Source organism: Nocardioides immobilis, assembly GCF_003515065.1.
GTDB classification, from domain to species: Bacteria; Actinomycetota; Actinomycetes; order Propionibacteriales; family Nocardioidaceae; genus Nocardioides; species Nocardioides immobilis.
Window position 1 is genome coordinate 69,430 of the sequence record NZ_QXGH01000036.1, and the last position, 14,839, is coordinate 84,268.

General features: G+C 69.2%; 12 protein-coding genes. 5 read left to right on the top strand and 7 right to left on the bottom strand.

Annotation, left to right across the window (positions count from 1 at the left end; genetic code table 11):
* Positions 1–72 precede the first annotated feature (72 nt).
* Genes D0Z08_RS26495 through D0Z08_RS26510 form a run of 4 tightly spaced genes read right to left on the bottom strand, consistent with a single transcriptional unit; the run spans position 73 to position 3,740 of the window.
* Positions 73–1,062 (bottom strand): sulfate/molybdate ABC transporter ATP-binding protein, encoded by a 990-nt coding sequence (locus D0Z08_RS26495; protein WP_118928296.1) that lies wholly within the window; start codon positions 1,060–1,062, stop codon positions 73–75.
* Complete coding sequence (locus tag D0Z08_RS26500) at positions 1,059–1,871, bottom strand: sulfate ABC transporter permease (protein WP_118928297.1); 813 nt, start codon at positions 1,869–1,871, stop codon at positions 1,059–1,061. Before D0Z08_RS26500 ends, D0Z08_RS26495 begins: the two co-directional genes overlap by 4 nt.
* Positions 1,864–2,718 (bottom strand): sulfate ABC transporter permease subunit CysT, encoded by an 855-nt coding sequence (gene cysT / locus D0Z08_RS26505; protein ID WP_118928298.1) that lies wholly within the window; start codon positions 2,716–2,718, stop codon positions 1,864–1,866. The genes D0Z08_RS26500 and cysT overlap by 8 nt, the downstream gene beginning before the upstream one ends.
* 8 nt (positions 2,719–2,726) lie before the next feature.
* A complete protein-coding gene (locus D0Z08_RS26510) occupies positions 2,727–3,740 on the bottom strand; it encodes a sulfate ABC transporter substrate-binding protein (RefSeq protein ID WP_245994525.1) in 1,014 nt (337 codons plus the stop codon).
* A 353-nt stretch (positions 3,741–4,093) separates the two neighbouring features.
* Here D0Z08_RS26510 and D0Z08_RS26515 point away from each other — a divergent pair, with 353 nt between their 5' ends.
* From D0Z08_RS26515 to rarD, 3 genes are read left to right on the top strand one after another with little or no spacing between them, the layout of a single operon-like run.
* Positions 4,094–6,106, top strand: coding sequence for a 2-oxoacid:acceptor oxidoreductase subunit alpha (locus D0Z08_RS26515; RefSeq protein WP_425454075.1), 2,013 nt, complete (start codon positions 4,094–4,096; stop codon positions 6,104–6,106).
* Positions 6,103–7,209: a 2-oxoacid:ferredoxin oxidoreductase subunit beta gene (locus D0Z08_RS26520; RefSeq protein ID WP_118928301.1), complete on the top strand. Its 1,107-nt coding sequence runs from the start codon at positions 6,103–6,105 to the stop codon at positions 7,207–7,209. Before D0Z08_RS26515 ends, D0Z08_RS26520 begins: the two co-directional genes overlap by 4 nt.
* Positions 7,210–7,267: 58 nt before the next feature.
* Positions 7,268–8,179 (top strand): EamA family transporter RarD, encoded by a 912-nt coding sequence (rarD, locus tag D0Z08_RS26525; RefSeq protein ID WP_118928302.1) that lies wholly within the window; start codon positions 7,268–7,270, stop codon positions 8,177–8,179.
* 25 nt (positions 8,180–8,204) lie between these two features.
* Here the strand turns inward: rarD and D0Z08_RS26530 are convergent, their stop codons facing one another.
* Complete coding sequence (locus D0Z08_RS26530; RefSeq protein WP_118928303.1) at positions 8,205–8,861, bottom strand: response regulator; 657 nt, start codon at positions 8,859–8,861, stop codon at positions 8,205–8,207.
* Positions 8,858–10,003, bottom strand: a complete 1,146-nt coding sequence (locus D0Z08_RS26535) for a histidine kinase (RefSeq protein WP_118928304.1) — start codon at positions 10,001–10,003, stop codon at positions 8,858–8,860. The genes D0Z08_RS26530 and D0Z08_RS26535 overlap by 4 nt, the downstream gene beginning before the upstream one ends.
* Before the next feature lie 133 nt (positions 10,004–10,136).
* On the opposite strand from D0Z08_RS26535, the gene D0Z08_RS26540 reads away from it, so the two are divergent.
* The gene (locus D0Z08_RS26540) at positions 10,137–12,284 is read left to right on the top strand and encodes an MMPL family transporter (protein ID WP_118928305.1); all 2,148 of its coding nucleotides are present in this window, start codon (positions 10,137–10,139) and stop codon (positions 12,282–12,284) included.
* 108 nt (positions 12,285–12,392) lie between these two features.
* Positions 12,393–13,418: a GGDEF domain-containing protein gene (locus D0Z08_RS26545; protein WP_182481508.1), complete on the top strand. Its 1,026-nt coding sequence runs from the start codon at positions 12,393–12,395 to the stop codon at positions 13,416–13,418.
* 167 nt (positions 13,419–13,585) lie between these two features.
* On the opposite strand, the gene D0Z08_RS26550 is transcribed toward D0Z08_RS26545, so the two are convergent.
* Positions 13,586–14,587 (bottom strand): serine hydrolase domain-containing protein, encoded by a 1,002-nt coding sequence (locus tag D0Z08_RS26550; RefSeq protein ID WP_118928307.1) that lies wholly within the window; start codon positions 14,585–14,587, stop codon positions 13,586–13,588.
* Between the last annotated feature and the right edge of the window lie 252 nt (positions 14,588–14,839).

Genomic DNA, 14,839 nt, shown 5'->3' on the forward strand with positions numbered 1-14,839 from the left:
ACGTTCCTGTCCTCGAGGGGGCCGATACACGACAGAAACGTCAGGGACTATGCCGAAATCGGCACCTCAGCGTCACACCGCGATCATCGCCGGGACGGTGACGGCGCCGACGGCGGCGGTGAGCCAGACCTTGGAGCCGAGCTCGAGGTCGAGGGACCGCGCGTGGCTGCGGGAGAGTACGACGGACACGGGCTCCGCGCCGGTGCCGAACTCGTCGCCCAGCTGTACCTGCAGGCGGACCTCGAAGCCGACGCGCAGCAAACGGGTGACCGTGCCGGGGATGGCGCCCGCCCGGCCCGGGGAAGTGGCGACCTCGACGTCGTGCGGACGGAGCCGGACCGGGCCGAGCCTGGTGACCTCGCCGAGGAAGCCCATCACGAAGTCGCTCGCCGGCTCGTCGTAGAGCTGGTCGGGGCTGCCGACCTGCTCGACCCGGCCGTGGTTGATCACCACGATCTCGTCGGCGACCTCCATCGCCTCCTCCTGGTCGTGGGTCACGAACACGGTGGTCACGTGCACCTCGTCGTGGAGGCGGCGCAGCCAGTCGCGCAGCTCCTTGCGCACCTTGGCGTCGAGCGCGCCGAACGGCTCGTCGAGCAGCAGCACGGTCGGCTCGACCGCGAGCGCACGGGCGAGCGCCATCCGCTGCCGCTGGCCGCCGGAGAGCTGCGACGGCAGCCGGTCGGCGAACTGGGAGAGGTGCACGAGCTCGAGCAGCTCGCCCACCCGTCGCTTCACCTCCGCCTTCGGGGTCTTCCGGATCTCCAGCCCGAACGCCACGTTCTTCGCGACGGTCATGTGCTTGAAGACGGCGTAGTGCTGGAAGACGAAGCCCACGTTCCGCTTCTGCGGCGGCAGCCTGGTCGCGTTGGTGCCCTCGATCGCGACCGTCCCGCTGTCCGCGGTGTCGAGGCCGGCGATGATCCGCAGCAGGGTCGACTTGCCGCCACCCGACGGGCCGAGCAGCGCGGTGAGCTGGCCCGTGGGCAGCGAGACGCTGACGTCGTCGAGGGCGTAGAAGTCGCCGTACTTCTTGGTCACGTTGGTTACTTCGATGCTCACTTGCTGTGCTCCTTGGGACGAAGGATCGAGACGACGACGATGCAGAGGACGCTGACGAACGCGAGGATGAACGACACGGCGTAGGCGCCGGCCTGGTCGAAGCTCTGGTACTGCTTCTCGACGAGCAGCGTCGCGGTCTGAGTCTGGTTGGCAACGTTGCCGGAGACGATCTTGACCGCTCCGAACTCGCCGAGGCTGCGGGCCAGGCTCAGCACGACGCCGTACACCACGGCCCACTTGATGCTCGGCAGCGTGATCCGCAGGAACGTCTGGCGGGCGTTGGCACCGAGGCTGCGGGCGGCCTGCTCCTGGTCGTCGCCGATCTCGGTGAGGACGGGGACGACCTCGCGGATGACCAGCGGCAGGGCGACGAAGCAGGTGGCCATGATCATCCCGGTGCCACTGAAGATGATCTGGACCCCCCACTTCTCCAGGTGCTCGCCGAACCACCCGTCGCGGCCGTTGTAGACCAGCAGCAGCGACAGTCCGACGACGACCGGCGAGACCGCCATCGGCAGGTCGACCAGCGCCGACAGGACCCGCTTCCCCGGGAACTCGTAGCGCACGAGCAGCAGCGAGATCCCGACGCCGAACACCAGGTTGATGAGCACGGCTTGTACGGCGACCTGGACGGTCAGCGTCAGCGCGTTGACGGCCTGCTCGTCGCTGAAGATCTCGACGAAGGTGCCGAGGCCGTCGGCGAACGCCTCGCGGACGATCGTGCTGACCGGCCAAGCGACCAGGAGGAACACGTAGCCGATGGCGAGGACGCGCAGCAGCCACTTCACAGGGGTGGAGACCTCAACCACGGCGCGACACCCGCCTCTGCACGACGTCGAGCACGACGATCACGAAGAGCGCGACCGCGAGCATCAGGCTCGCGACGGCGGCAGCGGACTCGGTGCTGCCGTTCTCGATGAAGGAGAGCACGCGCACCGAGACCACCTCGGTCGTGAAGGGCTTGTTGCCGCTGAGGAGGACCAGTGAGCCGTACTCCGCGATCGCGCGGGCGAACGACAGCGCCGCTCCCGCGGCGATGGCCGGCGCGAGACTCGGGAGGATGATCCGCCGGAAGATCGTCAGCCGCTTCGCGCCGAGCGACGCCGCCGCCTCCTCGACGTCGTGGTCCAGCTCCTCCAGCACCGGCTGGACGGTGCGGACGATGAACGGGAGCGTCACGAACGCGAGCGCGAGCATGACCGCCCGCTCGGTGTAGGCCCAGTCGAGCCCGATCGGGCTGCCGTTGCCGTAGAGGCCCAGCAGCACGAGGCCGGCGACGATGGTGGGCAGCGCGAACGGGATGTCGATGATCACGTCGAGCACCGACTTGCCCCAGAAGCGGTCGCGTACCAGGACCCAGGCGATCAGGGTGCCCATGACGATGTTGATCCCCGTCACCAGCAGCGACTGCCCCACGGTGAGCTGGATCGCCGCCATCGTCTGCGGGTTGGTGATCGTGACGATGTAGCCGGACCAGCCGCGACCGGCGGAGGTCGCGACGATGGCGGTGAGCGGGATCAGCACGAGCAGGCTGAACCACGTCACCGCGATGCCGAGGCCCAGTGAGGACCCGGCCGTCAGGGTCGAGCGGGCGCCCGCCCGACGCCGCGGTGGCGGTGTCGGGCGGGCGGTCGCGTCAAGGGTTGCGGTAGCCACCGGGGTCCTTACTCCTGGGCGTCCGCGCCGGACTGTTCGATGAGCCGCGGGATGATGCCGAGCGGCTCACCGTCCTCGCCGTCGGCGAAGAACTTCTCCGCGGCCACCGACCAGCCACCGAAGTCACCGTCGATGGTGAACAGCTGCTGCGGAGCGGGGAACGGGTCGGCCGGGTCGTTGGCACCCTCGACCTCCGGGAGCTCCACGCCCTCGACACCGGCGACCGGCCGGAAGCCGTAGCCGGCGTACAGCGCCTGAGCCTCCGCCGACGTCACGAAGTCGAGGAACTCCTCGGCGCCGTCCTTGGCGTCCACGGTCACGGCCGCCGGGTTCTCGATGAGCAGCGTGTCCTGCGGGACGACGTAGTCGATGGCCTCGCCGTTCTGCTTCGCGAGGATCGCCTCGTTCTCGTAGGAGAGCAGCACGTCCTGGTCGCCCTCGACGAACGCCGAGGTCGCCTCACGCCCGCTGGCCGGAAGTGCCGGCGTGTTCGCGAGCAGGTCGGAGACGAACTGCTCGGCCTCCGCCTCGGTGCCGCCGTTGCCGATGATGTGCGCCCAGGCGGCGAGGATGTTCCATCGTGCCGCACCCGACGAGCCGGGGTTGGGCGTCACGATCTCGACGCCGGGCTTGGCGAGGTCGTCCCAGGAGTCGATCCCGAGCGGGTTGCCCTCGCGGACGACGAACACGACGACGGACGAGGTCGCGATGCCGTTGGTCGGCGTGGCCTCCTTCCAGTCCTCGGCGACCAGACCCTCGTCCACGAGGCGCGTCACGTCGGTCTCGAGCGAGAAGTGGACGTAGTCCGCCTCCTTGCCGTCGACCACGGCGCGGCTCTGGTCACCCGAGGCGCCGTACGACGGAGCGAACGTGATGTCCTCGCCGGCATCGGTGTCCTCGAACGCCTCGTAGACACCGTCGTTCGCCGACTCCATCACCGAGAACGCGACCACCGAGAGCGTGTCGCTCGAGCTGCTCCCGCCGGCGGAGGTGCAGGCGGTCGCCGTCAACGCTGTCAGCACCGCCAAAGATCCTGCAACCGTTGCCTTGACCGTCTTCTTCATCGTCGTCACTTCCTGACTTCGTGTCCCGGCCGATGCCCCGGTAGGCACCGCCTTCATCGCTAATGACAGGTAGATTACTAGACTTTAGCGAGTCACTACGCAAGTTCCGCGTGTCGGGCATGAGACGCCCGACGCCTGGACCCGGGCAGGGCTGTGAGTGAGGTCACCCCGATGGGCCGCCCAGGAGTTGACAAGGAATCGGATGCGCGCGGTGAGCGGACTATCGTGGAGCAGCGGATCGCGCTTGCCGCGAACCGAGACTTCGGACACGTGTCCAGCAGAAAACTGGAACAGGTTCTAGAATCAGCAGAGTGCACAGGGAAAGTGGACCGACAGTGAGTCAGACCAAGCAGGTCAAGCAGCTCGACCGGGTGATCATCCGGTTCGCCGGCGACTCCGGTGACGGCATGCAGCTGACCGGTGACCGGTTCACGCAGGAGTCGGCGGTGTTCGGCAACGACCTGGTGACGCTGCCGAACTTCCCTGCCGAGATCCGCGCCCCTCAGGGCACCCTGCCGGGTGTGTCGTCGTTCCAGGTGCACTTCGCTGACCACGACATCCTGACCGCGGGTGATCGTCCCGACGTACTGGTGGCGATGAACCCGGCCGCGTTGAAGGCCAATGTGGGCGATCTGCCCAAGGGCGCGGCGATCATCGTGGACACCCACGACTTCACCAAGCGCAACCTCGACAAGGCCGGGTACGCCGTCAACCCGCTCGACCTCCTCGGCGACGCGAACGACCCGCTCGGCGACTTCCAGGTGCACACCGTCGACCTGACCGGGATGACGGTGGAGGCGGTCAAGGAGTACGGCCTGTCCCGCAAGGACGCGGCGCGGGCGAAGAACATGTTCGCGCTCGGGCTGTTGTCGTGGATGTACGGCCGGCCGACCGAGCCGACCACGACGTTCCTGGAGAACAAGTTCAAGAAGAGCCCCGACATCCTGGGCGCCAACCTGACCGCGTTCAAGGCGGGCTGGAACTTCGGTGAGACCACCGAGACGTTCGTGGTGCGCTACGAGATCAAGCCGGCCAAGCTGCCCGAGGGCACCTACCGCAACATCACCGGCAACCTGGCCCTGTCGTACGGGCTGATCGCGGCCGGTGTCCGGTCCGGGCTGCCGGTGTTCCTGGGGTCCTACCCGATCACCCCCGCGAGCGACATCCTCCACGAGCTGAGCAAGCACAAGTCCTTCGGCGTGACCACGCTGCAGGCCGAGGACGAGATCGCCGGCATCGGCGCCGCGATCGGCGCGTCGTTCGCCGGCTCCCTCGGGGTCACCACCACCTCCGGCCCGGGCGTCGCGCTGAAGTCCGAGGCGGTCGGCCTGGCCGTGATGACCGAGCTCCCGCTGCTCGTGATCGATGTGCAGCGCGGCGGGCCCTCGACCGGCCTGCCCACCAAGACCGAGCAGGCCGACCTGCTCCAAGCGATGTACGGCCGCAACGGCGAGGCGCCGGTCCCGATCGTCGCGCCGCAGTCGCCCGGCGACTGCTTCTCCGCCGCGGTCGAGGCCGCGCGGATCGCGATCACCTACCGCACGCCGGTGATGCTGCTCTCCGACGGCTACCTCGCCAACGGCTCCGAGCCGTGGCTGATCCCCTCGGTCGACGACCTGCCGGAGATCGACCCGGCGTTCGCGACCGCGCCCAACCACGCCTCGGCCAAGGCTCTGGCTGCCGCCGAGAACGGCGGGGACGGCGAGCCGGACGAGTTCTGGCCCTACCTGCGCGACCCCGAGACCCTGGCCCGGCCGTGGGCGATCCCCGGCACCGCGGGCCTGGAGCACCGGATCGGCGGCCTGGAGAAGGGCGAGGGTCACGGCAACATCTCCTACGACCCGGCCAACCACGACCTGATGGTCCGCACCCGCCAGGCCAAGATCGAGGCGATCGCCAAGTCGCTGCCGCCGCTGGAGGTCGACGACGCGTCGGGCCAGGCGAAGGTGCTCGTGATCGGCTGGGGCTCCACCTACGGCCCGATCGGCGCGGCCTGCCGCCGCGTGCGGCGCGCCGGCTACCACGTCGCGCAGACCCACCTGCGCCACCTCAACCCCTTCCCCGCCGACCTCGGCGAGATCCTCAAGCGCTACGACAAGGTCCTCGTCCCCGAGATGAACCTCGGCCAGCTCTCCAAGATGCTCCGCGCCGAGTACCTCGTCGACGCCATCGGCTACAACCACGTCCGCGGCCTGCCGCTCAAGGCCGCCGAGCTCGCCGAGGCCATCGGCCAGCTCGTCGGCGAAGCCGAAGGCATCAACGTCGACCTCGGCGAGCACGGACTCAACCCACCGGCCGACCACGAGGAGGCCCCGCTCCGATGAGCATCGACCTCAACACCCCGAGCCTGCGCACCGGCACCGAGTCGGTCCCCGCATCCGACGGCCCGCAGACCGCCAAGGAGTTCACCAGCGACCAGGAGGTCCGCTGGTGCCCCGGTTGCGGCGACTACGCCGTACTGAAGGCCGTGCAGTCGTTCCTGCCGGGCCTGGGCCTGCGCCGCGAGAACATCGTCTTCGTCTCCGGCATCGGCTGCTCCAGCCGGTTCCCCTACTACCTCGACACCTACGGCATGCACTCGATCCACGGCCGCGCGCCGTCGATCGCGACCGGCATCGCCACGGCCCGCGAGGACCTGTCGGTGTGGGTCGTCACCGGTGACGGCGACGCGCTCTCGATCGGTGGCAACCACCTGATCCACGCGCTGCGCCGCAACGTGAACATGACCATCCTGCTGTTCAACAACCGGATCTACGGCCTCACCAAGGGCCAGTACTCCCCCACCTCCGAGGTCGGCAAGGTCACCAAGTCCACCCCCATGGGCTCCCTGGACCACCCGTTCAACCCGGTCTCCCTCGCCCTCGGCGCCGAGGGCTCCTTCGTCGCCCGCACCATCGACTCCGACCGCAAGCACCTCACCGCCGTCCTCGAAGCCGCCGCAGCCCACCGCGGCACCTCGTTCGTGGAGATCTACCAGAACTGCCCGATCTTCAACGACAACGCCTTCGACGCGATCAAGGACAGCCAGACCAAGGAGCACGCGATCATCCCGCTGGTCCACGGTGAGCCGATCACCTTCGGCACCCGCGACGAGACCACCGGCCTCGGCGACAAGGCACTCGCCCGGTCCGCCGGCGGCGGGGTCGAGGTCGTCGAGACGGCCGCGATGCCGGTCGAGGACCTGCTCGTCCACGACGCCCACAACGAGGACCCGTCGACGGCGTTCGCGATCTCGCGCCTCACCGACTCCGGCTACCTCAACCGCTCCCCGATCGGCATCTTCCGCCAGGTCCAGCGGCCGACCTACGACGACCTCGCCCGCGCACAGGTCAACGACGCCAAGACCAAGGCAACCCAGGCAGAGGGCAACGACACCGACCGGCTGACCAAGCTGCTCAACGCCGGCGACACCTGGAACGTCGGCTGACGCCGGTCCTGAGGAAAGCCGCTGGCGGTCATGACCGTCTGACCCGTACGCTCGTGACGTGGTGGAGTCGCGGCGCGGGTTGATCTTCGGTGTCGCCGCCTACACGCTGTGGGGCGCGTTCCCGCTCTACTTCCCCCTGCTGGAGCCGAGCAGCCCGGTCGAGATCCTGGCCCACCGGATCGTCTGGTCGGCGCTGGTCATGGCCCTGCTGGTCGTGGCGCTCCGGCGCCGCGCGGCGCTGCGGGACCTGCTCCGCGATCGTCGTACGACGCTGCTCCTGCTGCTCTCGGCCGCCACGATCACCGCCAACTGGGGCACCTACATCTACGGCGTCAACTCCGAGCGCGTGGTCGAGACCTCGCTCGGCTACTTCATCAACCCGCTGGTGACGGTCCTGATGGGCGTGTTCCTGCTCGGCGAGCGACTCCGGGCCGTCCAGTGGTGGGCCCTCGGCATCGGCTTCATCGCTGTCGCCGTACTGACCTGGGACTACGGCCGGCCGCCGTGGGTGGCGCTGGTGCTCGCGTTCTCGTTCGGGACCTATGGGCTGGCGAAGAAGACGGCCGGGGTCGGGGCGATCGAGAGCCTCGCGGTCGAGACCAGCCTGGTCGCACCGTTCGCGCTCGGGTACCTCGCGTGGCTCGGCTTCTCCGGTGACGCGCACTTCATCAGCGACGGCGCCGGTCATGTCCTGCTGCTGATGTCCGCCGGCGTGGTCACCGCGATCCCCCTGCTGATGTTCGGCGCGGCCGCGACCCGGATCACGATGACGTCGCTGGGCCTGCTGCAGTACCTCGCCCCGGTCCTGCAGTTCGCCCTCGGCATCACCGTGCTCGGCGAGCACATGCCGGCCGGCCGCTGGGTCGGCTTCGCGCTGGTGTGGCTCGCCCTCTCGGTGTTCACCTGGGACGCGATCCGCTTCCGCCGTCGTCAGCAGCTCGCGCTGATGGCCGAGGCCGCGGCGGTGTGAACACAGCGGACGCTGCGCTCGAGCCCTATCCCTTAACGCGCCTGGTCTCGTACGCCCACATGGCGACCTCGACACGGTTGCGGGCGCCGAGCTTGTTCATCAGCGCGGCGACATGGGTCTTCACCGTGCTCAGGGTGATGTGCAGCTCCTCGGCGATCTCGGCGTTGGTGCGGCCGCGGGCGACGGTGAGCAGCACTTCCTCCTCGCGTTCGGTCAGCGGCTCGATCGGCTGGGTCGGCGGGGAGGCTCGCTCCACGCTGGCCAGCGTGGTGAGCAGGCGGCGGGTGATGTTGGGTGAGATGAGCGCGTCGCCGTTCGCGGCTGCGTGGATCGCCTGGACCAGCAGGTCGGGCCCGGCGTCCTTGAGGAGGAAGCCTCGGGCGCCAGCCTTGAGGGCGCCATGGACGTACTCGTCGAGATCGAAGGTCGTGATGACCACGACGGCGAGGGGGTCCTCGACGTCTGGGCCAGCGAGCTGGCGGGTGGCCTCGACGCCGTCGATGCCGGGCATCCGGATGTCGAAGACGCAGACGTCGGGACGCAGCTCGCGTGCCACTGCCACTGCCTGGTGACCGTCCGTTGCCTCGCCGATGACCTCGATCCCGGGCTGCGCGTTGAGGATCATGGTGAGACCGGTGCGGACCAGGAGCTGGTCGTCTGCGACGACCACCCGGATGGTCATCGCGGCACCTCACGCGGGAGGGTCGCCTCGACGGTCCAGCCGCCGGCCGGATCCGGCCCGGCCTGGCAGGCGCCGCCGAGCAGCTTGGCCCGCTCCGCCATACCGAGCAGGCCATAGCCCACGGTGGTCGAGAGGCGGGCTGCTTCTCCGTCGTCGTGCACACGCAACCGTACGACGCCGACGTCGCCCGTCACCTCCACGCTGAGGGTCGTGGCGTTGCGCGCATGCCGGATCGCGTTGGTGACCGACTCCTGACAGATCCGGTACACCGCCACCTCCACCGGTTGCGGCAGGCCAGCGAGATCGCCGGCGCGGTGCACCTGCACCAGGGGGCTCATCCGGGTCAGCTGTTCAAGATCGCTGATGCCCCGCTGCGGCCCATACTCGACTGGCTCGGCGTCGAGCGCGTCGCCATCGCGGAGCACCCCGACCATCGTGCGCATCTCGTGCAACGTCCGGGAGGCCTCTGCCTCGATCACTGCCAGCGCCTCGACCGCCGCAGCCGGGTCTGTGGCCGCCACGGTGCGCCCCGCCTGCGCCTGGATCGCGATGGCCGACACGTGGTGCGCGACAGTGTCGTGCAGCTCGCGGGCGAGCTCACCGCGCTCGAGCGTCCTGACCTGCTGCACCTCCCGCTGGCGTGCGACCGCGCGGTAGCGCACCGCTGCCCCGAGCGCGAACACCGCGACGAGCAGAATGGTGCCGCCGATCAGGTCCCCCAGGGTCGCGCTGACCGCGAAGCCCAGGCCCGCCGGCACGGCGACGATCGCCGTCCCGACCAGCGCCTCGGGCCCGGAAGCCCAGCGGTACAACGCGTAGGGCAGCAACACGATGGCGCCCATGGAGTACAGCCCCACATCGGCGACGTCGTGGATGATCGTCGGGAGGTGCAGCACCATCGCGCCGCCCCAGCCGACCGCGGTCGCCAGCAGTGGATGGGTACGTCGCCAGAGCAGGACCGGGATCACCAGGAGCGCGACCACGGTGGCCAGGGGGCGCCACGGCACGTCGGGGCGGAAGATCGCCTCGGCCACGGCCGTGACCAGCAGGGCGCCGACCAGGACCCAGTCCCGCCACACCCGCACCGGCGGGTCCGGGGCACGAGGCTCGGCAAGTATCGAGCGGACGAAGGCGGCTACCACCGCCCCAGCCTAGAGAGCGGCCAGCCTCGTCGTACGGGGCACAAGCACGAGCCGCTCGTCGTTCTTTCGGCCGAGGAGCCCACCACTCCTTGGCCCGATGTGGATCGCTCTGCCACCGGGCCACCGTGGACGCATGTCTCATCTCCTCTACCGGCTCGGCCGGTCTGCCGCCACCCGGCCCTGGGTCGCCATCGGCGCGTGGATCGTGCTCGCTGTTGTCGTCATCGCATCCTCCAGTGCCTTCGGGCGCGAGCTCGATGAAAGCTTCGAGGCGCCCGGCCTCGACTCCTACCGCGCTGCGGAGCTGCTCGCCGAGACGCAGGCTGACGAGGGCGGGATCACCGCCCACGTGGTACTCGAAGCTCAGGACGCTGCGGCGCAGCTGGCACCGGTGGAGGCCGCTCTTGCGGGGCTCCCGCACGTGCTGAGTACGACGAGCAGCGTCTCGCCGGACGGGGAAATCGCGCTCGTGCGCGTGCAGTACCCCGCGATCGAGCATCTCGAGAAGTCCGACCTGGCCAACCTCAAGGACGTCGTCGCCGACCTGCGTGACGAGTCCTCGCTGACGCTGGAGACCGGAGGCGACTTGTTCTTTGCGTTCGAGGAGGCACCCACCGGGCTCGGCGAGGTCGCGGGGATCGTCGTCGCGATGGTCATCCTGCTCATCGCCTTCGGCTCCTTCGTCGCGATGGGGCTGCCGATCGGCATGGCGCTGTTCGGCCTGGTCGTCGGCGTCACCGCGATGAAGCTCGTGACGTACTTGGTCGACATCCCGGCGGGGGCGCCGCAGCTTGCGGCGATGGTGGGGCTCGGCGTCGGCATCGACTACGCGCTGTTCCTGGTCACCCGGCACCGCGAGCACCTGGCCCTGGGGATGCCGGTCGAGGAGGCGGTGGGCAGAGCGATGGCGACGGCAGGACAGGCGGTGCTCTTCGCCGGCGGCACGGTCGTCGTGGCGATCCTGGGGTTGCTCGTCGCGGGGATCCCGTTCGTGACCGGTGGTGGTGTCGCCATCTCCGCGATGGTGCTCGTCATGGTGCTCGCGTCGGTCACGCTGTTGCCGGCGCTGCTCGGGCTTGCGGGGCACCGGATCAACGGACGCCGGCGCTCGCCGCACCGGCCGAGCACCGGCTGGCACCGGTGGGGCGCTCACGTGACCCGCCACGCGACGCCGTACCTGGTCGGCGGAGCGGTCCTCATGCTGGCGCTGGCCGCGCCAGTTCTCGCGCTCAACCTGGGCTTCCCCGACGACGGGACCAAGCCCGAGTCGAGGACCGAACGACGGGCCTACGACCTCATCGCCGAGGGCTTCGGGCCCGGGGCCAACGGGCCCCTGGTGATCGCGGTCGACATCTCGCAGGAGGCGTCGGTCGTGACGCCGCTGGCCGAGGCAGTGGCAGCCGACCCGGGAATCACGTCGGTCGGCGAACCGACCGTTGACCTCCCGGCAGGCGTGGCGACCCTGGTGGCGCAGCCGACCACGTCGCCACAGGACGAATCCACTCAGGAGACCGTCGCGAGGCTACGAAACGTTGTCTTCCCGGCGGTGCTCGACGGCACCTCTGCAACCGCCCATGTGGGCGGGCAGACCGCGACCTTCGCAGACCTCGGTGACCGGGTGCAGGAGCGGATGCTGCGCTTCGTGGCGGCTGTGCTGCTGCTGTCGTTCCTCTTGCTCACGTTGCTGTTCCGGTCGGTACTGGTACCGCTGAAGGCGGTTGTGCTGAACCTGCTGAGCGTCGGCGCGGCGTACGGCGTGCTCGTCATGGTCTTCCAGTGGGGCTGGGCGGCCGACCTCATCGGCGTGGAGTCGGCGGTGCCGATCGTGTCGTTCATCCCGCTGTTCATGTTCGCGATCCTGTTCGGGCTCTCCATGGACTACGAGGTCTTCCTGCTGTCGCGGGTGCGAGAGGAGCACCGCCGCGACGGCGACAACACCCGCGCGGTCATCGAGGGGATCGCAGGCACCGGCCGCACCATTACCGCGGCTGCGCTGATCATGGTGGCGGTCTTCTCGGGCTTCGTCCTGGGCAGTGACCCGGTCGTGAAGATGATGGGGGTGGGGCTGGCCACGGCCATCTTCCTCGACGCAACCGTGGTACGCCTGGTGCTCGTCCCGGCCACCATGAAGCTTCTTGGCGACGCGAACTGGTGGCTGCCAGGGTGGCTGGATCGGCTGCTGCCGGAGCTGGACCCTGCGTTGGTGGAGAACCCGGTAGTCACCCCGGGTGGTGGCGGGCGGCCGAACGGACACAATCCGCGCCTCGGACGCACCGGGTAGAGCAAAATGGAGGGCGCCGCGCCGCAGGACTTCTAGGGTCGAGGTCCGACCTCGAGATCGGCCCGAACGGGCCGGGCAAGCCTGGTGATGATGAGTCTTCTGAGCTGGATGCAGCCTCGGAGCGCCCGTACCGCAGCACGGTCGATCGCGGCGCTCACCGGGGTGGCGGGAACCACCACGGTGGTCACCGCGCCGCTGGACGAGCAGGGGCTGGGCAGCATGGACTTCGTGATGGCCGGTGGGCTGGTCCTGGCCGTCCTCCTGATCGCCCTGGTCGCCCACCGGTTCGACGAGCGCCACCGCGTCGCCTGGGCGCTCGCGCCGGTCGCCGGTCTGGTGGTCCTGGTCGCGCTCGACCTCCTCACCCGCGACGCGTCGGTGGCGGCCCAGATCTTCTTTGTCTTTCCTGTGCTCTACGGAGCCTCGCAGCTTCGCCCGCCCGGGGCCGCGCTGTTGGCCGTGCTGTCGGTGACCGGCGAGTGCGTCGTCGTCTTTACCCTGCTCCCGACCCAGGACGCGGTCGTCGACGCCTGGTACGTCACCGCGGCCATCGGCACGACGGCGGCCCTGCTGACCGTGGCCAGCGAGCGCCACGCGCGCCTGGTGCACCGGCTCGAGCAGATGGCGGCCATCGACCCACTGACGGGTTTGGCCACGCGTCGCGTGCTCGACGAGGCGGCGGGGTCGGCGCTCTGCGGCGCCAACAGCAGTGCCGGGACGGCGCTCATACTCCTCGATGTCGACCACTTCAAGTCGATCAACGACCGCTACGGCCACCCGGCGGGCGACGAGGTGCTGGTCCAGCTCGCTCGGCACCTGCTGGCCCAGAGCCGCGACAGCGACGTGGTGTGCCGCCTCGGCGGCGATGAGATCGCGTTGCTGCTCCCCGGGTGCGCGTACGGCGCGGCGGTCGCCCGCGCCGACTCCGTGCTGGCCGCGGTCACCGAGCACCCCTTCCTGCTGGACGACGGTACTAACCTGCGCGTCTCGATCAGCATCGGCTGCGCGCACATGCCGACCAACGCCACCGACCTGCGCGCGCTCTACACCACGGCCGACGGCGCGCTGTACGAGGCGAAGCGGGCGGGGCGGGGCCGGGTGGTGATCGCGCAGGACGCCCAGGCCGTGAAGTAGCGGTACGCCGAAGGGTTCCTAGAACAGGGTCTGCTTCCAGGAGGCACCCCAGGCGCCAGCAGCGACAGGACCCTGGAGGACCTTCGCGACTCTCGAATGAGGCCGCGATCCTTCGAGGCACGGCCAGCGAGCCGACGCGCCCCATGATGCCGACTAGCGGGCTCGCCTCAGATGCCGAGTTGCTCGTTGAGGATGCTGACGATCGGCCAGGCGCCGTTCGACCAGTTGGACACGACTGTGTAGGTGGTCGAGGTGGAAGGCTGGTGGAGGCTGGCGACAGACACCCCGGCGTCGGACCCCTCGAGGAAGACGGCGTCGTTCGTCGCGTGTAGGTGAAACCCCATGCCGTAGCGCCTGTCCTCCTGAGGCCACTCACTTCGGGGGCGCACCATTTCGTCTACCCAGGCGGAAGGGACAATGCGGCCAGCGAACAGCGCTTCCCAGAACGCGCTGAGGTCGGCGAGCGTGGAGTAGGCCCCTCCGTCGCCGCTGCCCCGCACGGGAAGGTGCAGCACATTGGTCCGCAATCCGCTGACCGCGAGGTAGCCGCGGGCCGCGCGCCCGGTTAGCTCATCGCTGCGGATGAACTCGGTGTCGACCATGCCGGCAGGCTCGCACACCCGGGTCCGGACCAGATCGTGGAACTCCGTGCCGCTGGCCCGTTCCGCAACGAGCGCCAGCACCACGTATCCAGCGTTGTTGTAGGCGAACCGACTGCCGGCCGGGAAGACGGTTTGGTGGCCGCCAAGAACCGCGCGGTACTGCTCGGTGGTCGCCAGCAGGTGCACGGGCACCGGCATCACGTAGTCAGTGATGTCACCAAGGGCTTCCTCATCGAGGTAGTCGCCGATTCCGGAACGATGCGCGAGGAGGTGCTCGACCGTCACGTCATCCGCGATGAGCGGCAAGTCGTCACCCAGGATGGAGCGGGCCGTCGTGTGGAGATCGAGCACACCGCTGTCCACCAAGCTCGCCACTACCAGTGCAGTAAATCCCTTGGTCAGGCTCGCGGTGGCGAACTGAGTCTCGATCGTGTTCGGTGTCCCGTGGGACCGGTCGGCGAAGCCGCGGGCCAGAGCCAGCTCGGTGTGACCGGCCCGGTCCACGCGTACCGCGCCGGAGAAGTCCGTGCGCTCAGCCGCCTGCACCACGTTCTCGAACGACTGCATGCGGTGACCGTAACGTCAGCAACTACTCCAGTCACCGACGCGCACAATCGGGCTGGTTCGACTAGCCGCTACTGGCACCCCTCTGTGTCAAGACGCAGCCGGTAGTGGGGTTCTAGGGTGGGGTTTGGCGGGTCCGGGAAGTGGCTTGTCCGAAGAGCCGGTGTGGGGTTGTGAGCCGGTCGCGCTGGAGTCAGAGTCGTTATCCCGTTGCCCTCCCGGGCCCGTCCCCTTCGCGGTGATGAGGTCGTCGAG

Excerpts from the sequence above, each read along its gene's own strand:
- D0Z08_RS26540 (WP_118928305.1), top strand. The coding sequence starts at position 10,137 with ATGTCTCATCTCCTCTACCGGCTCGGCCGGTCTGCCGCCACCCGGCCC.
- D0Z08_RS26530 (WP_118928303.1), bottom strand. The coding sequence starts at position 8,861 with ATGACCATCCGGGTGGTCGTCGCAGACGACCAGCTCCTGGTCCGCACC.
- D0Z08_RS26520 (WP_118928301.1), top strand. The coding sequence starts at position 6,103 with ATGAGCATCGACCTCAACACCCCGAGCCTGCGCACCGGCACCGAGTCG.
- D0Z08_RS26545 (WP_182481508.1), top strand. The coding sequence starts at position 12,393 with ATGCAGCCTCGGAGCGCCCGTACCGCAGCACGGTCGATCGCGGCGCTC.
- D0Z08_RS26550 (WP_118928307.1), bottom strand. The coding sequence starts at position 14,587 with ATGCAGTCGTTCGAGAACGTGGTGCAGGCGGCTGAGCGCACGGACTTC.